The organism is Rhodoferax sp. GW821-FHT02C08 (assembly GCF_059421805.1).
This window is the reverse complement of sequence record NZ_JBWKVR010000029.1, coordinates 1-18,808: the sequence shown is the minus strand read 5'-3', so window position 1 is coordinate 18,808 and position 18,808 is coordinate 1. Positions and strand designations below refer to the sequence as shown.

Below are 18,808 nucleotides of genomic sequence, written 5' to 3'. Positions count from 1 at the left end.
CTTGTTGCCCAGTTCAGAAGTAAGAGAAAAATCAGCGCGCCCCGGCATACAGCACGGCTTCGCTTGCCAGCAGGCCAAAGTGGCCGGATGCGGTGGCCATGCCCTGTGCCACCAGCTTGTCGCGCACCCAGGCCTGCCACTGCGTCCACAGCGTGCGGGCGGCGGCCTCGTCGTCCAGCCAGAATTCGTCGATGCCATCCAGCGGGGCCGTCGTGCCGGGTTTGGCCATCACATCGTTTTGTACGTGGCGGCGCAGCTTGGCGGCCACGGGCCAGGTCTTCAGCTCCGCAGCACCTTGCAGCCAGGCGGCGCGGAATGCCCCGGCATCGGCATCCGGCGCGCACTGGATGCAGAAGAACAGCTTGCAGGCACCGTCCAGCGGAGCGCGCGGAGCCACCAGCTCGCGCTCACGCACCGTCAATGGCACCACCGTGCTCTGGTCTACAAAGTTGTCTTCGTCACCCTTCAGGTTCTGAAGATAAAACGGCGTTTGCAGCGAACGCCCCAGCGCGGCAAAGTCCGGGAACCAGATCTGGGTCACGAAATCGCGGTTCAGCGCGAACGGGTCGCTGCCCGGTGCGCTCGCGCGGTACTGGCCGTCGAACACCGCGTTCTGCACATAGCGGCGCGGCGCATTCTGCGGGTCGGTGGCGATGTAGCGCAGCACCATCTCGCCATGCACATGGCGGATGTGCTGGCGGTGTTCCGCCAGGCTGGTGCCGGGCCGGCGACGGCCCAGGATCATCAGCTTCAAGTCAAACGGCCCAGGGGCTGGCGCCGGCGACTGGCCATGGCCCGAAGCTGCCGCGCCCAGCGCCAGAGAGGCCAGCAGCAGGTGCCGCCGGTGGATCATTGCGTTCATTGAATACTCCTATTTTTATAGCTACTTGCGCTTGATTTACCTGCGTAATCAAGCGGTTCGACCACCCAAGGTTTCGGCCACCCAGTCGGCGATGAAGGCGCCGGCATTGGCACTGTTGTCGAAGCTGCTGTGCTGCACCCCACCCTCGCGGTCGGTGAAGATCTTGAGTTCGCGCTTGGGGCTGTTCACCAGTTGCTCGTAGGTGCGTTGCGCCCACTTCAGCGGGATCTGCGAATCCTTTTCGCCGTGGGTGACCAGGAAGGGCACCTTGATGCGGTCCAGAATGCCGTCCAGGTGCACGTCCTGCGCAATGCGCATGAAGTCGTCGATGTCCTTGGCACCCCAGACCCAGCAGACATGCGCCCAGTAGTGCGGGACTGGCAGATTGCCTTCTCGACGCGATCCGGCTTGGCCGGGCGCGTCGCCCCCCTCGGGGGGCGGCGGCGGCACCGCCGACGTCTGGGGGCGATCGTTCGCCAGGCGTTTGGCCTGCACGTCGCGCCAATCGTGGTTGGCGCCCCAAACCACGCCCATGGCGAAGCGCGGCTCGAAGGCCACGGCGCGTGGGCAGTAGTAGCCGCCCAGAGACACGCCTTCCATGCCTATGCGCTTGGCATCCACGTCAGGCCGGGTTTCCAGCCAGTCCACCACGCGGCTGGCCCAGTGTTCGCTATCAAAACGCGCTGTCAGGCCGCGCAGACGTAGCGCGTCGCCGGTGCCGGGCTGGTCGATGATCAGTGACGAGACACCCCGCTTGGCCAGCCAGGCCGGCAGGCCCACCAGGTACTTCATCTCCTTGGTCGAGTCCAGGCCGTTGACCTGCAGCAGCAGGGGTGCCGGGCCGGATGTTTTTTCGGCGCGCACCAGCAAGCCGGACAGAAAGCTGTCGCCGTAGGGAATCTGCACCCGCTCGCAGTTGTCGCCAGCCAGCGTAATACCTTTGGTGAAAATTTCCTCGAAGCGCTGGTACAGCGCAAGCCGCCCAGGTGCACCGTGGGCCTGCAGCCGTTCGCAGGTCAACAGGTAGTTGGCCGCACGTTTGTATTTCTCACCGGCGGAGAACATGCGGCCCGCGGCCTCGTCTTCTTCGGCCAGGCTGCACAGCTTCTCGGCCATGTTTTGCCAGGTTTCGCGGAAGGCTGCGGTGCCTGCGGCATCGGGTTGCTTGGCAGCCTCTTGCAAAGGCTTGCACATGACCTCGATTTCACCCATGCGTGCGCCCATCTCAATGGCCAGGTTGACCGACAGGTCCCAAACGTAATTGGTGGGGAAGTAACGGAACATAACTGCTTTCTCAGAGTAAAAATCAATGGGCCGCAGCGGGCGTAGGTACAGCCTGCGCAGCGCCGGACGAAAGATGGGCCGCACGCCGGTAGCACAGCCAGGACACGCTGCACACCAGCAGCGCGGCCAAGCCGATGGACGAAGTGCCAAAGCCCGCAACCAGCACACCGCCCACCACCGGGCCGATCGCCGCGCCGCTCATCAGCATGGCGGGCGTCAACGCCACAGCGCGGCCACTGGCGTCGTTACGCGACAGCCAGCCGAAGACAAAGGTGTGGGTGAAAATCATTGGCGTCACAAACAATGCGGTGGCCACCGCATACAGCGCAAAACCACTGCCCCAGGCCAGCGCCATGGCCAAGGTGGCCTGCACCAGTACGCCGCCTGCGGCTGCGCTGAAAGCCGGCCAGCGCCGCTCCGTCAGCGCCGCCAGCACCGGTGGCAAAAGGTTGATGAAGCCCAGCACGACCAGCACCACCAGCACGCGGTCGCCAAAACCCCGCTCAGTACCGATGCGCTCAGCAAAGCTGAACACCATGGACTGCGTGACGGCCATCAGCGTCAGACCGGCAATCGCCCACCAGACCGGTGCAGCAATGGGCTGGACCTCGCGCGGTACCGGCTTGGCGCTGCCATCCACCGCCGTGGGCCGGGGGAAAGCCAGCGCCGTGCCCAGGGTGGCGCAGGCCATCAAGGCCGCAAACATGGCAAACATTGCCACGCCGCCATGCTTGGTCACCATGCTCTGGGCCAGCCCGATGAACACGATGCCGGACACGCCCAGACCGATGCTGACGATGGCAAACAAGCGGTGCGGCCGGGCGCTGCGGCCTATGGTGCCGTGCACGAACGACAAGCCCATGCCTGCGCCAAACCCGGCCAAGGCGTGGAGTGCCGTCATGGCACCTACATGCGTAGTCTGGGTGATGGCAGCAAAGGCAGCAAAGGCGATCGCATAGCCCAACGGCGCGGCCCGCCAGGGCGCATGCCGGTGAAAGCGTGGAGCGAACACTAGGCTGGCCAGCACTGCCGCCGCCAGGTAGGCAGTGACCATGGCTCCGGCCTGCGGCGGGCTCAGCTGGTACTGGCCTATCAATGCGGAACCCACCCAGACGGGCAGCGCCACCAGGTCCACCATGCCGGCCACATGGGCCAGCAGCAGAATGGCCCGTCCCTGCCAATGCTCGGTATCTGTTTTCATGCGGTTGTCTCCTTGGCTGCCGTCTGCGCGGCGGGTTTGAGTAGGAAGTGGGCGAGCGCCGGCAGCAAGATCAGCGCGCCCAGCATGTTCCAGAGGAACATGAAGGCCAGCAGCAAACCCATGTCGGCCTGGAACTTGATGGGGCTGGCCACCCAGGTGATTACGCCAATTGCCAGCGTCACGCCGGTCAGCATCACCACCTTGCCGGTGAACAGCAGCGCCTGGTAATAGGCCTGCGACAGGCTGGCGCCGGCACGCAATTGCGCCAGGGTGACGCTGAGGATGTACAGCGCGTAGTCCACGCCTATGCCCACGCCCAAGGCAATCACCGGCAACGTGGCCACCTTGACGCCCATGCCGAAGGCCACCATCAAGGCCTCGGCCAAAAAGGAGGTCAGCACCAGCGGCAGCACCGCCACCACTACCGCACGCCAGGAGCGGAAGGTGATGAAGCACAGCAGCACCACGGCGCCATACACCATCAGCAGCATCTGGTGCCAGGCCTGCTTGACCACGATATTGGTAGCCGCCTCGATACCGGCATTGCCTGCCGCCAGCAGAAACTGCACGTCCGGTGTGTCGTTGTCATGGGCGAAGGCGGCCACGTGCTCGACCGCGCGTGTCAGGGTGTCAGCCTTGTGGTCACGCAGGTAGACGTACATCGTCAGCAGGCCGCAGCTGTCGTTGTACAGCCCGCGCGGCGCGCCGGCGGTCACAGTGTTGAGCATGTCCTGGTTGTTCAGGAACTCGTACCACTTGGGGTTGCCTTCGCTCAACCCGGTCAGCACGCGGCGGTTCAGCAGCGCCAGGGTGTTGGTGGACTCCACGCCGTCCAACTGGCGCAGCTGCCATTCCAGCGCATCCACCTTGTTCAGCGTCTCGTATTGGGAGCACTGGCCTTCGGGCGTTTTGACCATCACTGCCAACACATCGCTGCCTGCACCGTAGGCGCTGTTGATGAAGGCCACGTCGCGGTTGTAGCGGCTGTCGGCGCGCAGCTCGGGGGCGCCCGGATCCAGGTCGCCAATCTTCAGCTGCGACGACACCAACGCACCGGCCACGCCCAGCAGCACACCGCCAGCCACGGCTGCCGTGGCCCAGCGGCGCTGGGTGAATCGGTCCAGCCAGACCCACAGCGGGCTGCGTGCCGCACCGCTGGCATCCCCCGCCTCGGCGCGCAGGCTGCGCTGCGCGGCCGCAGGGCTGACGCCGGTGTAGCTGAGCAGAATCGGCAGCAGGATCAGGTTGGTGAAGATCAGCGCCGCCACGCCGAGGCTGGCCGCCAGGGCCAGCTCACGGATGGCCTGGATGTCGATCACCAGCAGCACCGCAAAGCCCACGGCGTCGGCCAGCAGCGCCGTCAGCCCCGCCAGAAACAGGCGGCGGAAGGTGAAGCGTGCGGCCACCAGGCTGGGCATGCCACGGCCAATGTCCTGCATGATGCCGTTCATCTTCTGCGCACCATGGCTCATGCCGATGGCAAACACCAGGAAAGGCACCAGGATGGAATACGGGTCCAACTGCTGGCCCAGCAAGGGCAGCAGACCCAGCTGCCACACCACGGCCACCATGGACGCGGCCACCACCAGCGCGGTGGAACGCACGCAGCGGGTGTAGGCAAACACCATCACGCTGGCAATCGCCACCGCCAGCGCAAAGAACACCAGCACCGCCTGCACGCCGTCGATCAGGTCGCCCACGATCTTGGCAAAGCCGGTGATGTGGACCGTCACCCCTTGTGCGCTGTACTTGGCGCGCAGCAGTTCCAGGCGCTGGGACAAGGCGCGGTAGTCCATCGCATGGCCCTGGGCATCGCGCGCCAGCAATGGCACGAACAACACGCTGGAACGGCGGTCCAGCGCCACGGTCTGGCCGATCTCGCCCGAACGTTCGATATTCGCCTCCAGCCGCTGCAGGCTGGCCGCGCCTCCGTCATAGCCATCGGGGATCACCGGGCCGCCCTCCAGGCCGTCCTCCGTCACGCCGACCCAGCGGGTGGATGGCGTCCACAGTGACTTCATGCCCACGCGGTCCACGCCAGTCATCAGGAATACTTCATCACTGATTTTGCGCAGGGTCTCCAGATAGGCCGCGTCGTAAATACTGCCCTTGGGGTTGGCCACCGCGATGCGTACGGCATTGCCCAGGCCGCGCAGTTCGTTCTGGTGCTGCAGGTAGTTCTGGATGTAGGGGTGGTGGCCAGGAATGGTCTTCTCGAAGCTGGCGTTCAGGTCCAGCCGGGTAGCCTGCCAACCCAGCAGCAGCGTGACCAGCGCGCAGATACAAACTACCCACAGCCGGTTGTTGAACAGCAGCCGCTCAACCACTGAGCCAGACTGCACATCAAAGGCCGTCTGTGTAGACGGAAGGGGTTGAGGCGCCATCATGGTGTGGACCCCGCAGCTACGGGAATCACCCCACGTACTGTCAGCGCCAGCAGGCGGCCATCGGCCAGTGGCAATAGGCCCGTTGGCGATGGCAATGCCGCGCCAGGCAACTGGCTCAAGACGCCGTCACGCAACGCAAACAGCTGCCCGCCCTGGTTGGCCAATACAGCCCCCTGCCCCGCACGCAATGCCGAGGCCGTGAAGGAAATCGGCGCAGCCGCCGCCAAGGCCGACCAGGTGGCGCCCGCATCCGTGGAACGCCAGGCATTGCCGCGCAGACCAGCCAACACGATCTCGCCAGAGGCGGGCAGTTCGACTGTAAAGAAGCTGCCTGGGTAGGGCGTGGTTAAGCGCGTGAAGTGCTGGCCGGCATCTTGCGATTGCAGTACCAGGCCCTGCTCGCCCGCTATCACCACCGTGTTGCCCTGGGCGCGCACTGTGTATAGATGCAGGCCCTTGGGGTTGTCCAGTTGCTGACCCCAGGGCTTCCAGCTGCGGCCGCCGTCTTCGGTGATGAATGCCAGGTTGTAGGCGCCCACCACGATGCCGCGCTGCGCGTCAAAGAAATGCAGATCCAGCAAGGGCTTGTCGGCGCCATCGGCCACCAGGCGCTGGGCGTTCCTTACCGCCGCCGCATCGCCACGGGTCTGGGCTTCGTCCAGCACCAACTGGGCCGCCTGTTTGCCATCCAACTGGCGCACCCAGGTCTCGCCACCGTCCACCGTGGCCAGCACCACGCCGCTGTGGCCCGTGGCCCAGCCATGCTGCGCATCGACGAAGCGCACAGCGGTCAGGGTCACGCTAGTGGGCACCTGGGCCTGGCGCCAGTGGGCTGCAGCGTCATCCGACAGCAGCACAATGCCGCGCTCACCCACCGCCACCACACGCGGGCCGGCCATGGCCGCGCCCAGCAGCACCGCGTGTGCGGCCTGCGGGCTGGCCAAGGCAGGACGGTCCAGCGCACTACCTACCGGTGCGGCCCAGGCTGATGGCACAGCCAGTGCTGCGGCGCACACCAGCACGGCACGCATCTGGCCCGCGGCCTTCAAGGAAGTCAAAACCATGTTGTACTGCGCCTCAGCGAACGCTGTCGCCGGCCATGGCATCGGGCGAGAAGGTGGAGTCCGCGTAGCGCGGCTGCAGCGTGTATTGCGCCGACTTGCTGTTGTACAGGTCGCCCACATAGGCGGTGCCCGACAACAGGTCGTTGAAGCCGAAAGCCCCGGTCACCGTACCTGGCAGGTCGGGCGCGACAAAGGTGGCGGTCCAGATGCTCTTCCAGAGCTGGCCGTTGGAGTCCCAGCGGTCGGCCAGCACACAGGTCCAGGTGTCTTCATCACAGTAGTAGCGGCTCTTGGCGGCCGGGTGGCGCTGGCCGGACCGCAGGCTGGCATCCACGACCCACACGCGGTGCAGCTCCCAGCGCATGAAGTCAGGATTGACGCCGTTCTTGCCCAGCACCTCGGCATCGGTCTTGGGCTGCAGCAGGCGGTTGCCGTTGTAGGGGATGAACATCTCCTTCTTGCCTACCAGCTTGAAGTCGAAACGGTCCAGCTTGCCTGACCAGGTTTGCACCTCGTCAAAACTCATCAGTCCGGCGGTGACCGGCGACGGCGTATCGCAGCAGGGGTTGGGCAGCTTGCGTACGCGGCGCTGACCGGTCAGGTAGACCCAGGACTGGGTTTTCGACGGATCGATCTGGTCGCGGCCGACGATGGCTTCGCCCGCGCGTATCGGCGGCCCCACATTGACCAGGCGGATCAGCTGGGTCTCGGGCGCCTTGGCGAACGACTCCAGCGTGACGTCGGGGTAGTAGTAGGGAATCTGGAAGTCGATGACACCATCGGTGGTCATCACCGGTTTGCCGTCGGCCGTGATCTGGTACTGGGTGACCTTGGACTGGAAGGAGGTACCGCGCCAGCGCAACATATGGTTCCACATCACCTCTGCACCTGCCTTGGGCAGGGGGAAGGGAACGCCACCCACCACATCGGCCGGCACATCGCCCTGCAGCTTGCCACGGGTGGCGTTCTTCAGCGTGTTGTCATACACCCACTGTGGTGCGGCAGCGGTGCGGTGCGTCTTGTACACATCCACGCGGTAGTCAGGGTACTTTTTCAGCAAAGCCATGACGCCGTCGCTGAGCTTGTCGGCGTACTGGTCGGCGTTCTTGCCGGTGATGCTGGTCAAGGGCTTTTCGTCCTTGAACGGATCGCCGCGGCGGCCGCCGGCTTTGTCGCCAGCGATGGCGGTTGTCATGCCGCCGGTCCAGGCGGGAATGCTGCCGTCCTTGTTGGCGGCCTTTTCAGCGCCCAGCGGGGTCAATTCAGTTTTCAGTTTCGCGGCTTCTTCCGCGCTCACGGCGGCCCAGCCGGGCAGGCTGGTGGCGGCGCCCATCAGCAGCCCACAGGCCGCCAGCAGGGTATGGTGGTTTTTTTTCATGGTGTCTCCGGTAATTCCAATGCGCGGGGTTCAGAACGTGCGGCGCAGGTTCAATGAGATGAAGTCGCGGTCGCCCAGCGGGTTGCCGTCGCTGAACTGGCCTGTGCTGTAGTCGTGGAAGGGCTTGGTGGTACCGATGTAGCGGGTGTAGTTCAGCCCGAACTGCCAGGTGTTGCGGTAATTGCCCTCGATGCCGATGTTGGCGCTGCCCGTGCCCTTGGGGCCCCAGGCCGTGACGCTGGAACGGCCGGACAAGGTGTAGCGCAGGCCCACAGGCACATTGATGTCGACACCGTCAAACAGCTGCCGGTAGGTCGGGGTGTAGACGAATTGCAAGATGCTGGCGTCACGGGTACGGCCCTGGTCGATCTCGTTGTCCGGGTCGTTCTTGTGCAGCACGCGGTTCCAGGCCAGCTCGGCCGCCAGGCCGCTTTCCTTGGCCAGGAAGTTCGGGCCAAAGCTGGCAATCGTGGACAGATTGACGTGCGCGGTACGCCCGGTCGGGTAGGCAGGCCGGGATGCGCTGCTGGGGCCGAAATACACAGCGTTGTTTACATTCAGCGGCATGTTGTCGCGCAGCGATGCCTCGGCGGACACATTGAAGTCGCCCATCGAGCGCGTCACGCTGGCACCCGCCACATCGATGTCGCGGCCGAACACATAGAACCAGCTGCTGTCCGTGGTGGGGGCACCGGGATTCAAGCGCGAGTAAAGCTGACCGGTCTTGTCGTGGTAGTGCGCGTAGTAAAAGCCCAGGTCGGTCTCATCCAGCCGCCACTTGGCCTGCAGGCCAAACTGCCCGCTGTTACGCGGCTTGTCGTCGCTGCCCGGGGATGCCACATAGTTGCCGCCCACGCCGGGCACCGACAGCGGTATGCCGACAAACTCCGGCCCGGTGGCGCCCCAGGGAATGTTGGCGGTGGAAAAGTAGCTGCCGGCGGCCGGCACGCGGCTCTCTTTCCACTGAAACTGCACATAGCCACCGAGGCTGAAGTTGGGCGCCACCTGCCACTGACCCGACAGCTGCGGCACGGGAATGGCAATTTCCTTGAACTGTGCATTCGGCGAGGACAGCAATTTGGACACGTCTGTCGGCCCCTGGGCCGCCGCAATACCGTTGTCGCCAAAGAACAGGCTTTCGCCGTACAGCAAGGTGTGCTGGCCCAGCCGGCCGCTGATCTTGCTGCCGTTGGCCAAGGTGGTGCTGCCAAACACAAACGCATCCATCAGCTCCGCCTTGCGACCCGACACCTGCTGGGTGTGGTCGGCGAACTGGTTGTAAGGTGACTGGCCGTTGGTCGGGTCGTTGGGCGCGTCCGTACCACGCTGGTAGGCCCGGTCGTACCAGCCCGCGGCACTCACCCGCAGGCCAAAGCGGCCCTGGTACACCGCGTCGAACTCGGACAGCAGGTCCACCCGCTCCGACACAAAGCCGCGCTTGCTGAAGTTCTGGTCACCTGCATTGAAGTTCAAAGCCTGCGGCGCACCCTGGGCACTGAAAGACTGTGACAGCACCGGGTCCGCGTTGCGCAGCCGGTACATGGTGCTGGCCTTGACCGTGTTGTCAAAGCGCAGGCTCAGGTCCGGGTTGCCGCTGTCCAGCTCCATGGACCGGGCACCAGACGCAGCCCCCAGCGCAGCGCAGGCCATGGCCGTGCGCGTAATCAGCTGAACATGAGAATAAGGGCGTGTGGCCCGGGCGGACGGTGTCCGCCTCCATAGACGTGGTTGCATTGTTTGTCTCCGTTTTGTTGTCTTACGGTGGGCTGCAAACGGCGGTTTGCCCCGACCTGGAAACGGAATGTACGGAGGGGTAAAGCATTCGTAAAATGGATTCTTTCGATTCCACAAATCCACGCTACCAATACCAAGGGTTACCCCGAGCATGCGATTCAACAAACTCGACCTCAACCTATTGGTGGCGCTGAACGCCTTGCTGACCGAGCGAAACATCAGCCGTGCGGCCGTGCGCGTGCATCTCAGCCAACCCGCCATGAGCAATGCGCTGGCACGCCTGCGGGCTTATTTCGAAGATGAATTGCTGGTGCCCTCAGGGCGCCAGCTGATCTGGACGCCACGCGCCGAAGCACTGGTGGAGCCGGTGCGCGAGGTGCTCATGCGCATCGACAGTACGATTGCCGCGCAGCCCCGCTTCGACCCGGCCACCGCCTCGCGGGCCTTCACCCTGCTGGTGTCCGACTTCACCACCACGGTCTTCGTACCCGCTCTGCTGGAGCGGCTGTACCACGAGGCGCCTGGCGTGCGCATAGACCTGCGCATGCAATACACCAACCCCGCAGAAATGCTGGAACAGGGCGATGCGGACCTGCTGATCATTCCTGCCCAATACGCCTCGCCCGACCACCCGTCCCAGCCCCTGTTCGAAGAGAACTACCTGTGCGTGACCTGGACCGGTAACCGGCATATCCAGGACAAGCTGAGTTTTGACGACTACCTGGCGGCCGGCCATGTGCTGGCCAACTTTTCCGGTGCCGCGCAGACACCGGCATTCGATGGCTGGTTTCTGGAGCGCTTTGGCATCACCCGCCGGGTCGAGGTCACAGCCCCAACCCTGGCGGCCCTCCCCAGCCTGGTGGTGGGCACCGACCGCATCGCCACCGTGCACCGCCGGCTGGCCGAGCGGGTGCGCCACCTGCTGCCCATCCGCATCTGGGAACCCCCGCTGGAAATCCCCAAGCTGGTCCAGATGCTGCAATGGCACAAGTACCGCAACAACGACCTGGCACTGGCCTGGCTGCGCAACTGCGCGCTCGAAGTGGGCGCGAAAATCTAGCTATTCCAAAGCCGCAGCCGGGCCAAAAAATTCATAACGGGTCTGTGCCTCGGGCACGCCCAGTTCACGCAGCTGTTTTTTCATCTGGCGCATAAAGGGCTTGGGGCCGAGGAAATACGCATCCACATCGCGCGATGCGGGCAGCCACTCGGCCAGCTGCGCCTGCTGCAGATGGCCTACGGCATGCGGCACATCGTCCGCGCCGCTGTGCTCGTCATAGGCGTAGAAGCGCTGCAGCTGCGGGTGCTTGGCCAGGCGTGCCTCGATGGCGTGGCGGAAGGCATGGACCTGCCGATTGCGTGCGCAATGTATGAAGTGCACGGGCCGCGTGCCCTGCAACGCCGCGTCCAGCATGGCCAGGGTCGGCGTGATGCCGACACCGCCGCTGATCAGTACCAGCGGCTTGTCGCTGGCGGCCAGCACGAAGTTGCCCGCGGGTGGAAACAGGTCCAGCACCGTGCCGACCTGCACCTGGTCGTGCAGGTAGTTGGAAGCCACACCACCGGCCTCGCGCTTGACGCTGATGCGGTAGTCCACGCCGTTCGGCGCAGCCGACAGCGAGTAGTTGCGGCGGATCTCGTTGCCGTTCACCACCAGGCGCAGGCCGATGTACTGGCCGGGCTGGAAGCCGATCAGCGCACCGCCGTCCTGCGGCTGCAGGTAGAAGGAGGTGATCTCGTCGCTCTCCACTTCCTTGCGCGCCACGCGGAAGGCCCGCGCACCGCGCCAGCCACCGGGGGCGGCCGCCACGTCGGCGTAGATTTTTTCTTCCGCGCCGATCAGGATGTCGGCCAGCTGGCCATAGGCCGCGCCCCAGGCTGCGATGACGGCGTCGGTGGCGATCTCGGCGCCCAGCACCTCACGGATGGCGCGCAGCAGGCAGGCGCCGACGATGGGGTAGTGCGCGGCCTCGATCTGCAGCGACACATGCTTGTTGATGATCTGCGACACCAGGCCGCCCAGCTGTTCCAAATGGTCGATGTGCCGGGCATACATCAGCACGCCATTGGCCAGGGCGCGCGGCTGGTCGCCATTGGCCTGGTGCGCCTGGTTGAAGAAGGGCCGCACTTCGGGGTGCTCGGCCAGCATGGTTTTGTAGAAATGCGTGGTCAATGCCTCGCCGCCGCTTTCCAGCAGGGGCACGGTGGATTTGACGATGGCGCGTTGTTCTGGGGTCAGCATGTGTGGCTTTCAATCGGATGCAGGGCGGCGCCCGGCTGCAGCTACTAACTCAAGTTCCATGCCCGCCCTGTAGCCCATAGAAATCAAGCACTTAGGTGTACACACTATCTTTTTGATGCAGTCATAATGATTCACCAAGGAATCATTTTGATAACAAAAAGCCTGCTCCAGACCCTGGTGCCCCTGGTCGACGACCTGGCGCGCGAACTGCCCGACGGCGAGCGCTACCGCCGCCTGCTGGAGGCCGTGCGCGCCCTGCTGCCCTGCGATGCAGCCGCGCTGTTACGCTTGGACGGCGGCTGGCTGCTGCCGCTGGCGGTGGATGGCCTGAGCCATGACACGCTGGGGCGCCGCTTCAAGGTCAGCGAACACCCGCGCCTGCAGCAGCTGCTGGAAGCCCCCGGCCCAACCCGCTTCCCGCCCGACAGCCCGCTGCCCGACCCCTACGACGGCCTGATCGAAGGCGTACAGCTGGAGGTGCACGACTGCATGGGCTGCCCGGTGCTGCTGGGCGACACCCCCTGGGGCGTGCTGACCCTGGACGCGCTGGACAAGGAGCGGTTTTCCAGCGTCGACCTGGGCGATCTGCAGGCCTTTGCCAGCCTGGCGGCGGCCACGGTCAGCGTGGTGCAGCGCATGGCCGGGCTGGCGCAGCAGTTCGAGGCCGAGCATGCGCGCGCCGAAAGCTACCGCGCGCTGGCCGAAGAGCACCCAGCCCCTACGCTGATCGGCCAGAGCCCGGCCCACCAGCGCCTGCTGGCCGACATCGCCACCGTGGGCAACAGCGACCTGACGGTGCTGATCACCGGCGAAACCGGGGTCGGCAAGGAGCTGGTGGCCCAGGCCCTGCACGCCGCCTCGCCGCGCGCCAGCCGGCCACTGATCAGCCTGAACTGCGCGGCCCTGCCCGAGTCGCTGGTGGAAAGCGAGCTGTTCGGCCATGTGCGCGGCGCGTTCTCGGGCGCGGTGGCGGACCGGCGCGGCAAGTTCGAGCTGGCCGATGGCGGAACCCTGTTCCTGGACGAGGTGGGCGAGTTGTCGCTGAGTGTGCAGGCCAAACTGCTGCGCGTGCTGCAGGGCGGCCAGCTGCAGCGCCTGGGCTCGGACCGCGAGCACAGGGTCGATGTGCGGGTCATCGCCGCCACCAACCGCGACCTGGCGCAGGAGGTGCGCGCCGGCCGCTACCGCGCCGACTTCTACCACCGGCTCAGCGTGTACCCCTTGCCCGTGCCGCCGCTGCGCGAGCGCGGCCACGACGTGCTGCTGCTGGCCGGGCATTTCTTGGAGCTGAACCGATCCCGCCTGGGCCTGGGCAGCCTGCGCCTGGATGCCGATGCCCAGGCCGCGCTGCTGGCCCATCGCTGGCCCGGCAATGTGCGCGAGCTGGAGCACCTGATCGCCCGCAGTGCCCTCAAAGCCCTGCAGGGCGCGGCCCCCAGGGCGCGCATCGTCAGCCTAACGGCCGCACACCTGGACCTGGGCGCCCAAACCGCAACGGTGGACGTGCCGGCCGATACGACGCCGCCCGTCGATCTGCGCACCTCGCTGGACGACCACCAGCGCCAGCGCATCGCCGAAGGCCTGCAGCGCCACCAGGGCAACTGGGCCTCGCTGGCCCGTGAACTGGGCTTGCACCGGGCCAATCTGGTCCGTCTGGCAGGTCGGCTGGGTTTGCGCAAGCAGTAATAATCGGCATCAAGAATCAAACGAAAGCCCGCGATGGAACTCCCAGCACACCAACTGAGCATGACGGTCTTGATGACCCCGGATATGGCCAATTTTTCAGGCAATGTGCACGGCGGCGCCGTGCTCAAGCTGCTGGACCAGGTGGCCTACGCCTGCGCCAGCCGCTACGCGGGCCGCTATGTGGTGACCGTCAGCGTGGACCAGGTGATGTTCCTGCAGCCCATCCACGTGGGCGAGCTGGTGACCTTTCTGGCCAGCATCAACCACACCGGCACCTCGTCCATGGAGGTCGGCATCAAGGTGGTGGCCGAGAACATCCGCAGCCGCAGCGTGCGCCATGTGAACAGCTGCTTCTTCACCATGGTGGCCGTGGACGACGACCGCAAACCCGCGCCGGTGCCGGCGCTGGTGCCCAGCACGGACGACGAAAAACGCCGCTTCGAGCAGTCCATCATGCGCAAAAAAGTACGCCGCGAGCTGGCCGCGCGCTTCGCCTCCATCAAGGAAGCTTCTGAACAAAATAAGCCTCCAGCGCAGGAAGTTACTGCGTCATAAGCTACCAATTCAATAGCAACCGCTATTTATCAATGGATGAGCCCATGTCATCCAGCCACAGCACGCGGTCCGCGTAGCACTGCAGATCGGCCGACAGCGTGGCCTGCGCGCCGTTGAGCCAAACCTCTTTGCGCAGATCGGACTTGAGGTAGGAGATGGCGTCTTCAAAGTCGCCGTCGCCGGCCGACAAGATCACCCGGTCGTAAATGCCCTGGGCAGCAAGCTTGATCATCAGCGTGGCAATTGCCACGTCCACGCCTTTTTGCACCGTGCGGTCAAAGTGGGTTTTGCACGACGGGCACTGGTTGTGCTGCTCCTTGAGCTTGTACAGCTGCACCCGCATCTGCGGGCCCTTGGGCGGCGCGGATTTGATCCAGGTGTGGAAGGCGTTCTGTGCTTCGGCGTTCGGGTCGCCGGTGGAATTCAAGTAGTAGCTCTCGTAGATCGGGCCGCCGTTGGCCTTGACCAGCTCGTGCTTGAGCTTCAGGTAGTCAAAGCCGTTGGCACGTGAACGGCCGAAGTTGTACATGTACGCGGCGTCTACGATCCAGACTGTTTTCATGGGGGTCACGGGTTCACTTCGTAGAGTTCAAGGGGTAAGCCATCGGGGTCGGCAAAAAAGGTGAAGCGCCGGCCTGTGAATTCATCGACACGCACCGGCTCCACGGCCACGCCGTCAGCTTGCAGGCTGGCGATGTTCGCATCCAGATCGGCCACCGCAAACGCCAGGTGGCGCAGGCCACAAGCCTCGGGCCGCGAGGGACGCGGTGGCGGCGCGGGAAAGGAAAACAGCTCGATCTGCGAACCATCTACCAGCGCCAGGTCCAGCTTGTAGGACTGGCGCTCGGCGCGCAGGTTCTCGGCCACGATGCGCAGGCCCAGGATGCGGGTGTAGAAGTCCCGGGACCGCGCGTAGTCGGAGCAAATGATGGCGGCGTGGTGCAGGCGGCTTAGTTCCATAGGCTCAGAGCTTAACCCGCCATGGCTTCGCGCACCGCTGCCAGTTGGCGGCGCGACACCATCAGCACTTCATCCAGCCCCTGCAGGCGCACGGCCCAGCCCTCGCCCTCCTCGGGGTCGAAATGCTTCTCCAGCGCCCGCAGCGCACGGCGCGACACCAAGGCGTTGCGGTGGACACGGATAAACACACTGGCGTGACGCGCCTCCAGCTCGCTCAAGGAGCCGTCCAGCACATAGCTGCGGCTGGCGGTACGTACGGTGATGTATTTCAGCTCGGCCTTCAGATACAGCACGCTGGCCAGGGGCACGCGCTCGGTGCGGCCGCGGTCGTGTATCACCAGCACATCCTGCATCAAATCGGGCTCTGGCGCAGGTGCTGCCTGCAGAAGACGCTCCACTTTCTGTAGCGCTTGCTGCAGACGCTCCAGGCGCACCGGCTTGGTCAAGTAATCTGCCGCGGCCAGGTCAAAGGCCTGCAGCGCATGGCCGGCGTGGGCGGTAACGAAGACCACGGCCGGCGGCCGGGGCTGGGCCTGCAGCTGCTGGGCCAGTTGCAGACCGTCCATGCCGGGCATGTGGATGTCCAGCAGCAGCAGGTCCACCGTCTGGCTGGCCAGCGCGGCGCAAGCCTGCTGCGCGTTCGCCGCCTCGGCCACCACCTGGGCGGCCGGCGCCTTGCAGTCGCCCAGCAGGGTGCGCAGCCGGGCGCGGGCCAGCGCCTCGTCGTCCACGATCAATATGCGCAGTGTCATGGGCCGCGTCCTTTCATACCGGTATCTCGATGCGCACCAGGTAGATGCCGTCCTTCAACACAGCCTGGAACTGGCACTGCACATCGTGCAGCAGCTTCAGGCGGTCGCGCACATTGTCCAGCGCCACGCCAAAGCCGGCCGCGCCCGGCCCGGCGGGCACGGTGTTGCTGATCTTGATGACCACCGTGTCGCCGCGCCGCTCGGTGCTGATGCGCAGGTCGGCCCCGCTGGCGCTGGGCTCCACACCGTGCTTGACGGCGTTCTCCACCAGCGGCTGCAGCAGCAGGGGCGGCAGCTGGGCCTGGGCGGCGCGCGGGTCCAGTGCCCAGTGGATGCGCAGGCGCTCGCCAAAGCGCACCTGCTCGATGGACAGGTAGCGCTCGGCCAGCGTGGTCTCCTGCTCCAGCGTGACGGACTCGCCCTGGTCCACCAGCGCGTGGCGGAACAGGTCGCTCAGGTCTTCCAGCAGGGCTTCGGCCCGGGCCGGCTCGGCGCGCACCAGGGCAATCGCGCTGTTCAGCGTATTGAACAAAAAATGCGGCCGTATGCGCGCCTGCAGCTCGCCCAGCCGCGCCGTGGTAGCCGCCGGCGTACGGGCGCGGGCACGCAGCACCAGGCCGGCCACCACCATGGCGGACAGCCAGGCACCGGCCGCCGCGCAGGCCAGCCAGGGCACGGGGTCCATCAGGCCGATCAAGGCCAGCATGCCGCAGCCGTACAGGCCAGCCAGCGCGCCCAGCAGCACACCGGCCACATACTGCGCCCAGGGTGGCAGGCGCGCCAGCGTGCGCTTCAGGCTGCAGGCGGACAGCAGCCAGACCAGCACAGCGGGCAAGGCACCACCGGTCCACAGGGCCAGCCGGGTCAGCCAATCGCCGGCACCCAGGGCGCCAAACAGCGCCGCCACGGCCACCGCCAGCTCGACAAACAACACGGCGCGCAGGATCACACCCACCTGGCAGGCATCAAATACCAGGGCCCTGGACACGCGCGTGGGGGCGTCCGGGTCGGCTAGCGTACCGAAGCTCGATAAAATTTGCGTCTCTTGCATACCAACGTCCATGACAAGACCCGATTATTGGGTATGAACCGGCCGTTGGTACGCCACTCCATCTCCCCCTCTGCCACATTGGTGCCTGCCGCATGTCCTCCTCCATAAACCAACTCGACAAAAAATCCGAAGCCTGGTCGGCGCTGTTCTCCGAGCCCATGAGCGATCTGGTCAAGCGCTACACCTCCAGCGTGTTTTTTGACAAGCGCCTGTGGCAGGCCGACATTGCCGGCAGCCTGGCGCACGCCGAGATGCTGGCCGCGCAGAACATCATTGCCGCCCAAGACCATGCCGACATCCAGCGCGGCCTGGCGCAGATCAGCGCCGACATCGAGTCCGGCAACTTCGAGTGGAAGCTGGACCTGGAAGACGTGCACCTGAACATCGAAGCCCGCCTGACCCAGCTGGTCGGCGACGCCGGCAAGCGCCTGCACACGGGACGCAGTCGCAACGACCAGGTGGCCACCGACGTGCGTCTGTGGCTGCGCGGCGAGATGGACCTGATCAACGGCCTGCTGACCGATCTGCAGCTAGCCCTGGTCAGCATCGCCGAGAAGAATGTCGACGTGGTGATGCCCGGCTTCACCCACCTGCAGGTAGCCCAGCCCGTGAGCTTTGGCCACCATATGCTGGCTTATGTGGAAATGTTCGCCCGCGATGCCGAGCGCATGCTGGACGTGCGCAAGCGCGTGAACCGCCTGCCGCTGGGCAGTGCGGCCCTGGCCGGCACCAGCTACCCGCTGGACCGCGAACGCGTGGCCAAGACGCTGGGCATGGAAGGCGTTTGCCAGAACAGCCTGGACGCCGTGAGCGACCGCGACTTTGCGATTGAATTCACCGCCGCCGCCAGCATCGCCATGGTGCACATCAGCCGCTTGAGCGAAGAGCTGGTGCTGTGGATCAGCCAGAGCTTTGGCTTCATCGACATCGCCGACCGCTTCTGCACCGGCTCGAGCATCATGCCGCAGAAGAAGAACCCCGACGTGCCCGAGCTGGCGCGCGGCAAGACCGGCCGCGTGGTCGGCCACCTGATGGGCCTGATCACCCTGATGAAGGGCCAGCCCCTGGCCTACAACAAGGACAACCAGGAAGACAAAGAGCCGCTGTTCGACACCGTCGACACGCTGAAAGACACGTTGCGCATCTTTGCCGAAATGGTCGGCGGCATCACCGTCAAGGCCGAGGCCATGGAGCGCGCCGCGCTGCGCGGCTACGCCACCGCCACCGACCTGGCCGACTACATGGTCAAAAAAGGCCTGCCTTTCCGCGACGCGCACGAGGCCGTGGCCCATGCTGTGAAGGCCGCGATCGCGCACAGCGTGGACCTGTCCGAGCTGCCGTTGAGCGTGCTGCAGCAGTTCAACCCGAAGATCGAAAAAGACGTGTACGACGTGCTCAGCCTGCGCGGCTCCATGAACGCCCGCAACACCCTGGGCGGCACCGCGCCGGCCCAGGTCAGCGCCCAAATCGCACGGCACCGCGCCCGCCTGGTCTGAACCACAGCGCTAGCAAATAAATAGCTGCCAGCGCAGGTTTTACCTGCGCCGGAGGGCTATTTTTTATGTAACAAAACAACCTGATTAGCTACCTGCCTCAGACAGACTTGAATTTTGGTTCAGATGCGCCATACTGGTGTTTCATCCAGTTGTGTG

At 65.1% G+C, this 18,808-nt stretch carries 16 protein-coding genes; 4 read left to right on the top strand and 12 right to left on the bottom strand.

Going from position 1 to position 18,808, the window contains the following annotated elements; all coding sequences use genetic code 11:
• Positions 1–31 precede the first annotated feature (31 nt).
• The 7 genes from AC07VY_RS23685 to AC07VY_RS23655 are packed head-to-tail and all read right to left on the bottom strand — an operon-like array spanning position 32 to position 9,826.
• On the bottom strand, positions 32–862 hold the full coding sequence (locus AC07VY_RS23685) for an EthD domain-containing protein (RefSeq protein WP_495099655.1): 831 nt from the start codon (positions 860–862) through the stop codon (positions 32–34).
• Between the two features lie 48 nt (positions 863–910).
• Complete coding sequence (locus AC07VY_RS23680; protein WP_495099656.1) at positions 911–2,146, bottom strand: alpha/beta hydrolase family protein; 1,236 nt, start codon at positions 2,144–2,146, stop codon at positions 911–913.
• 22 nt (positions 2,147–2,168) lie between these two features.
• A complete protein-coding gene (locus AC07VY_RS23675; RefSeq protein ID WP_495099657.1) occupies positions 2,169–3,347 on the bottom strand; it encodes an MFS transporter in 1,179 nt (392 codons plus the stop codon).
• Positions 3,344–5,731 (bottom strand): efflux RND transporter permease subunit, encoded by a 2,388-nt coding sequence (locus AC07VY_RS23670; RefSeq protein ID WP_495099668.1) that lies wholly within the window; start codon positions 5,729–5,731, stop codon positions 3,344–3,346. The genes AC07VY_RS23675 and AC07VY_RS23670 overlap by 4 nt, the downstream gene beginning before the upstream one ends.
• Positions 5,731–6,798, bottom strand: coding sequence for a WD40/YVTN/BNR-like repeat-containing protein (locus AC07VY_RS23665; RefSeq protein WP_495099658.1), 1,068 nt, complete (start codon positions 6,796–6,798; stop codon positions 5,731–5,733). The genes AC07VY_RS23670 and AC07VY_RS23665 overlap by 1 nt, the downstream gene beginning before the upstream one ends.
• A gap of 13 nt (positions 6,799–6,811) precedes the next feature.
• Entirely contained in the window at positions 6,812–8,176 is a 1,365-nt protein-coding gene (locus AC07VY_RS23660; RefSeq protein ID WP_495099659.1) for a DUF1329 domain-containing protein, read from the bottom strand.
• Between the two features lie 30 nt (positions 8,177–8,206).
• The gene (locus AC07VY_RS23655; RefSeq protein WP_495099660.1) at positions 8,207–9,826 is read right to left on the bottom strand and encodes a DUF1302 domain-containing protein; all 1,620 of its coding nucleotides are present in this window, start codon (positions 9,824–9,826) and stop codon (positions 8,207–8,209) included.
• A gap of 235 nt (positions 9,827–10,061) precedes the next feature.
• Here AC07VY_RS23655 and AC07VY_RS23650 point away from each other — a divergent pair, with 235 nt between their 5' ends.
• A complete protein-coding gene (locus AC07VY_RS23650) occupies positions 10,062–10,970 on the top strand; it encodes a LysR family transcriptional regulator (RefSeq protein ID WP_495099661.1) in 909 nt (302 codons plus the stop codon).
• On the opposite strand, the gene hmpA is transcribed toward AC07VY_RS23650, so the two are convergent.
• Entirely contained in the window at positions 10,971–12,152 is a 1,182-nt protein-coding gene (hmpA, locus tag AC07VY_RS23645; RefSeq protein WP_495099662.1) for an NO-inducible flavohemoprotein, read from the bottom strand.
• A 126-nt stretch (positions 12,153–12,278) separates the two neighbouring features.
• Between hmpA and norR the strand changes: the two genes are divergently transcribed.
• Together norR and AC07VY_RS23635 are read left to right on the top strand one after the other, a co-directional pair.
• Complete coding sequence (norR, locus tag AC07VY_RS23640; protein ID WP_495099663.1) at positions 12,279–13,838, top strand: nitric oxide reductase transcriptional regulator NorR; 1,560 nt, start codon at positions 12,279–12,281, stop codon at positions 13,836–13,838.
• Between the two features lie 33 nt (positions 13,839–13,871).
• Entirely contained in the window at positions 13,872–14,393 is a 522-nt protein-coding gene (locus AC07VY_RS23635; protein ID WP_495099664.1) for an acyl-CoA thioesterase, read from the top strand.
• A gap of 22 nt (positions 14,394–14,415) precedes the next feature.
• On the opposite strand, the gene AC07VY_RS23630 is transcribed toward AC07VY_RS23635, so the two are convergent.
• The 4 genes from AC07VY_RS23630 to AC07VY_RS23615 are packed head-to-tail and all read right to left on the bottom strand — an operon-like array spanning position 14,416 to position 17,156.
• Complete coding sequence (locus AC07VY_RS23630) at positions 14,416–14,955, bottom strand: NYN domain-containing protein (RefSeq protein WP_495075198.1); 540 nt, start codon at positions 14,953–14,955, stop codon at positions 14,416–14,418.
• Positions 14,956–14,960: 5 nt separating this feature from the next.
• Positions 14,961–15,353, bottom strand: a complete 393-nt coding sequence (gene gloA2, locus AC07VY_RS23625) for an SMU1112c/YaeR family gloxylase I-like metalloprotein (RefSeq protein WP_495099665.1) — start codon at positions 15,351–15,353, stop codon at positions 14,961–14,963.
• 11 nt (positions 15,354–15,364) lie between these two features.
• Positions 15,365–16,105 (bottom strand): LytR/AlgR family response regulator transcription factor, encoded by a 741-nt coding sequence (locus tag AC07VY_RS23620; protein ID WP_495099666.1) that lies wholly within the window; start codon positions 16,103–16,105, stop codon positions 15,365–15,367.
• Between the two features lie 13 nt (positions 16,106–16,118).
• The gene (locus AC07VY_RS23615; RefSeq protein WP_495099667.1) at positions 16,119–17,156 is read right to left on the bottom strand and encodes a sensor histidine kinase; all 1,038 of its coding nucleotides are present in this window, start codon (positions 17,154–17,156) and stop codon (positions 16,119–16,121) included.
• A 104-nt stretch (positions 17,157–17,260) separates the two neighbouring features.
• On the opposite strand from AC07VY_RS23615, the gene argH reads away from it, so the two are divergent.
• On the top strand, positions 17,261–18,652 hold the full coding sequence (gene argH / locus AC07VY_RS23610; RefSeq protein WP_495099669.1) for an argininosuccinate lyase: 1,392 nt from the start codon (positions 17,261–17,263) through the stop codon (positions 18,650–18,652).
• Positions 18,653–18,808 lie beyond the last annotated feature (156 nt).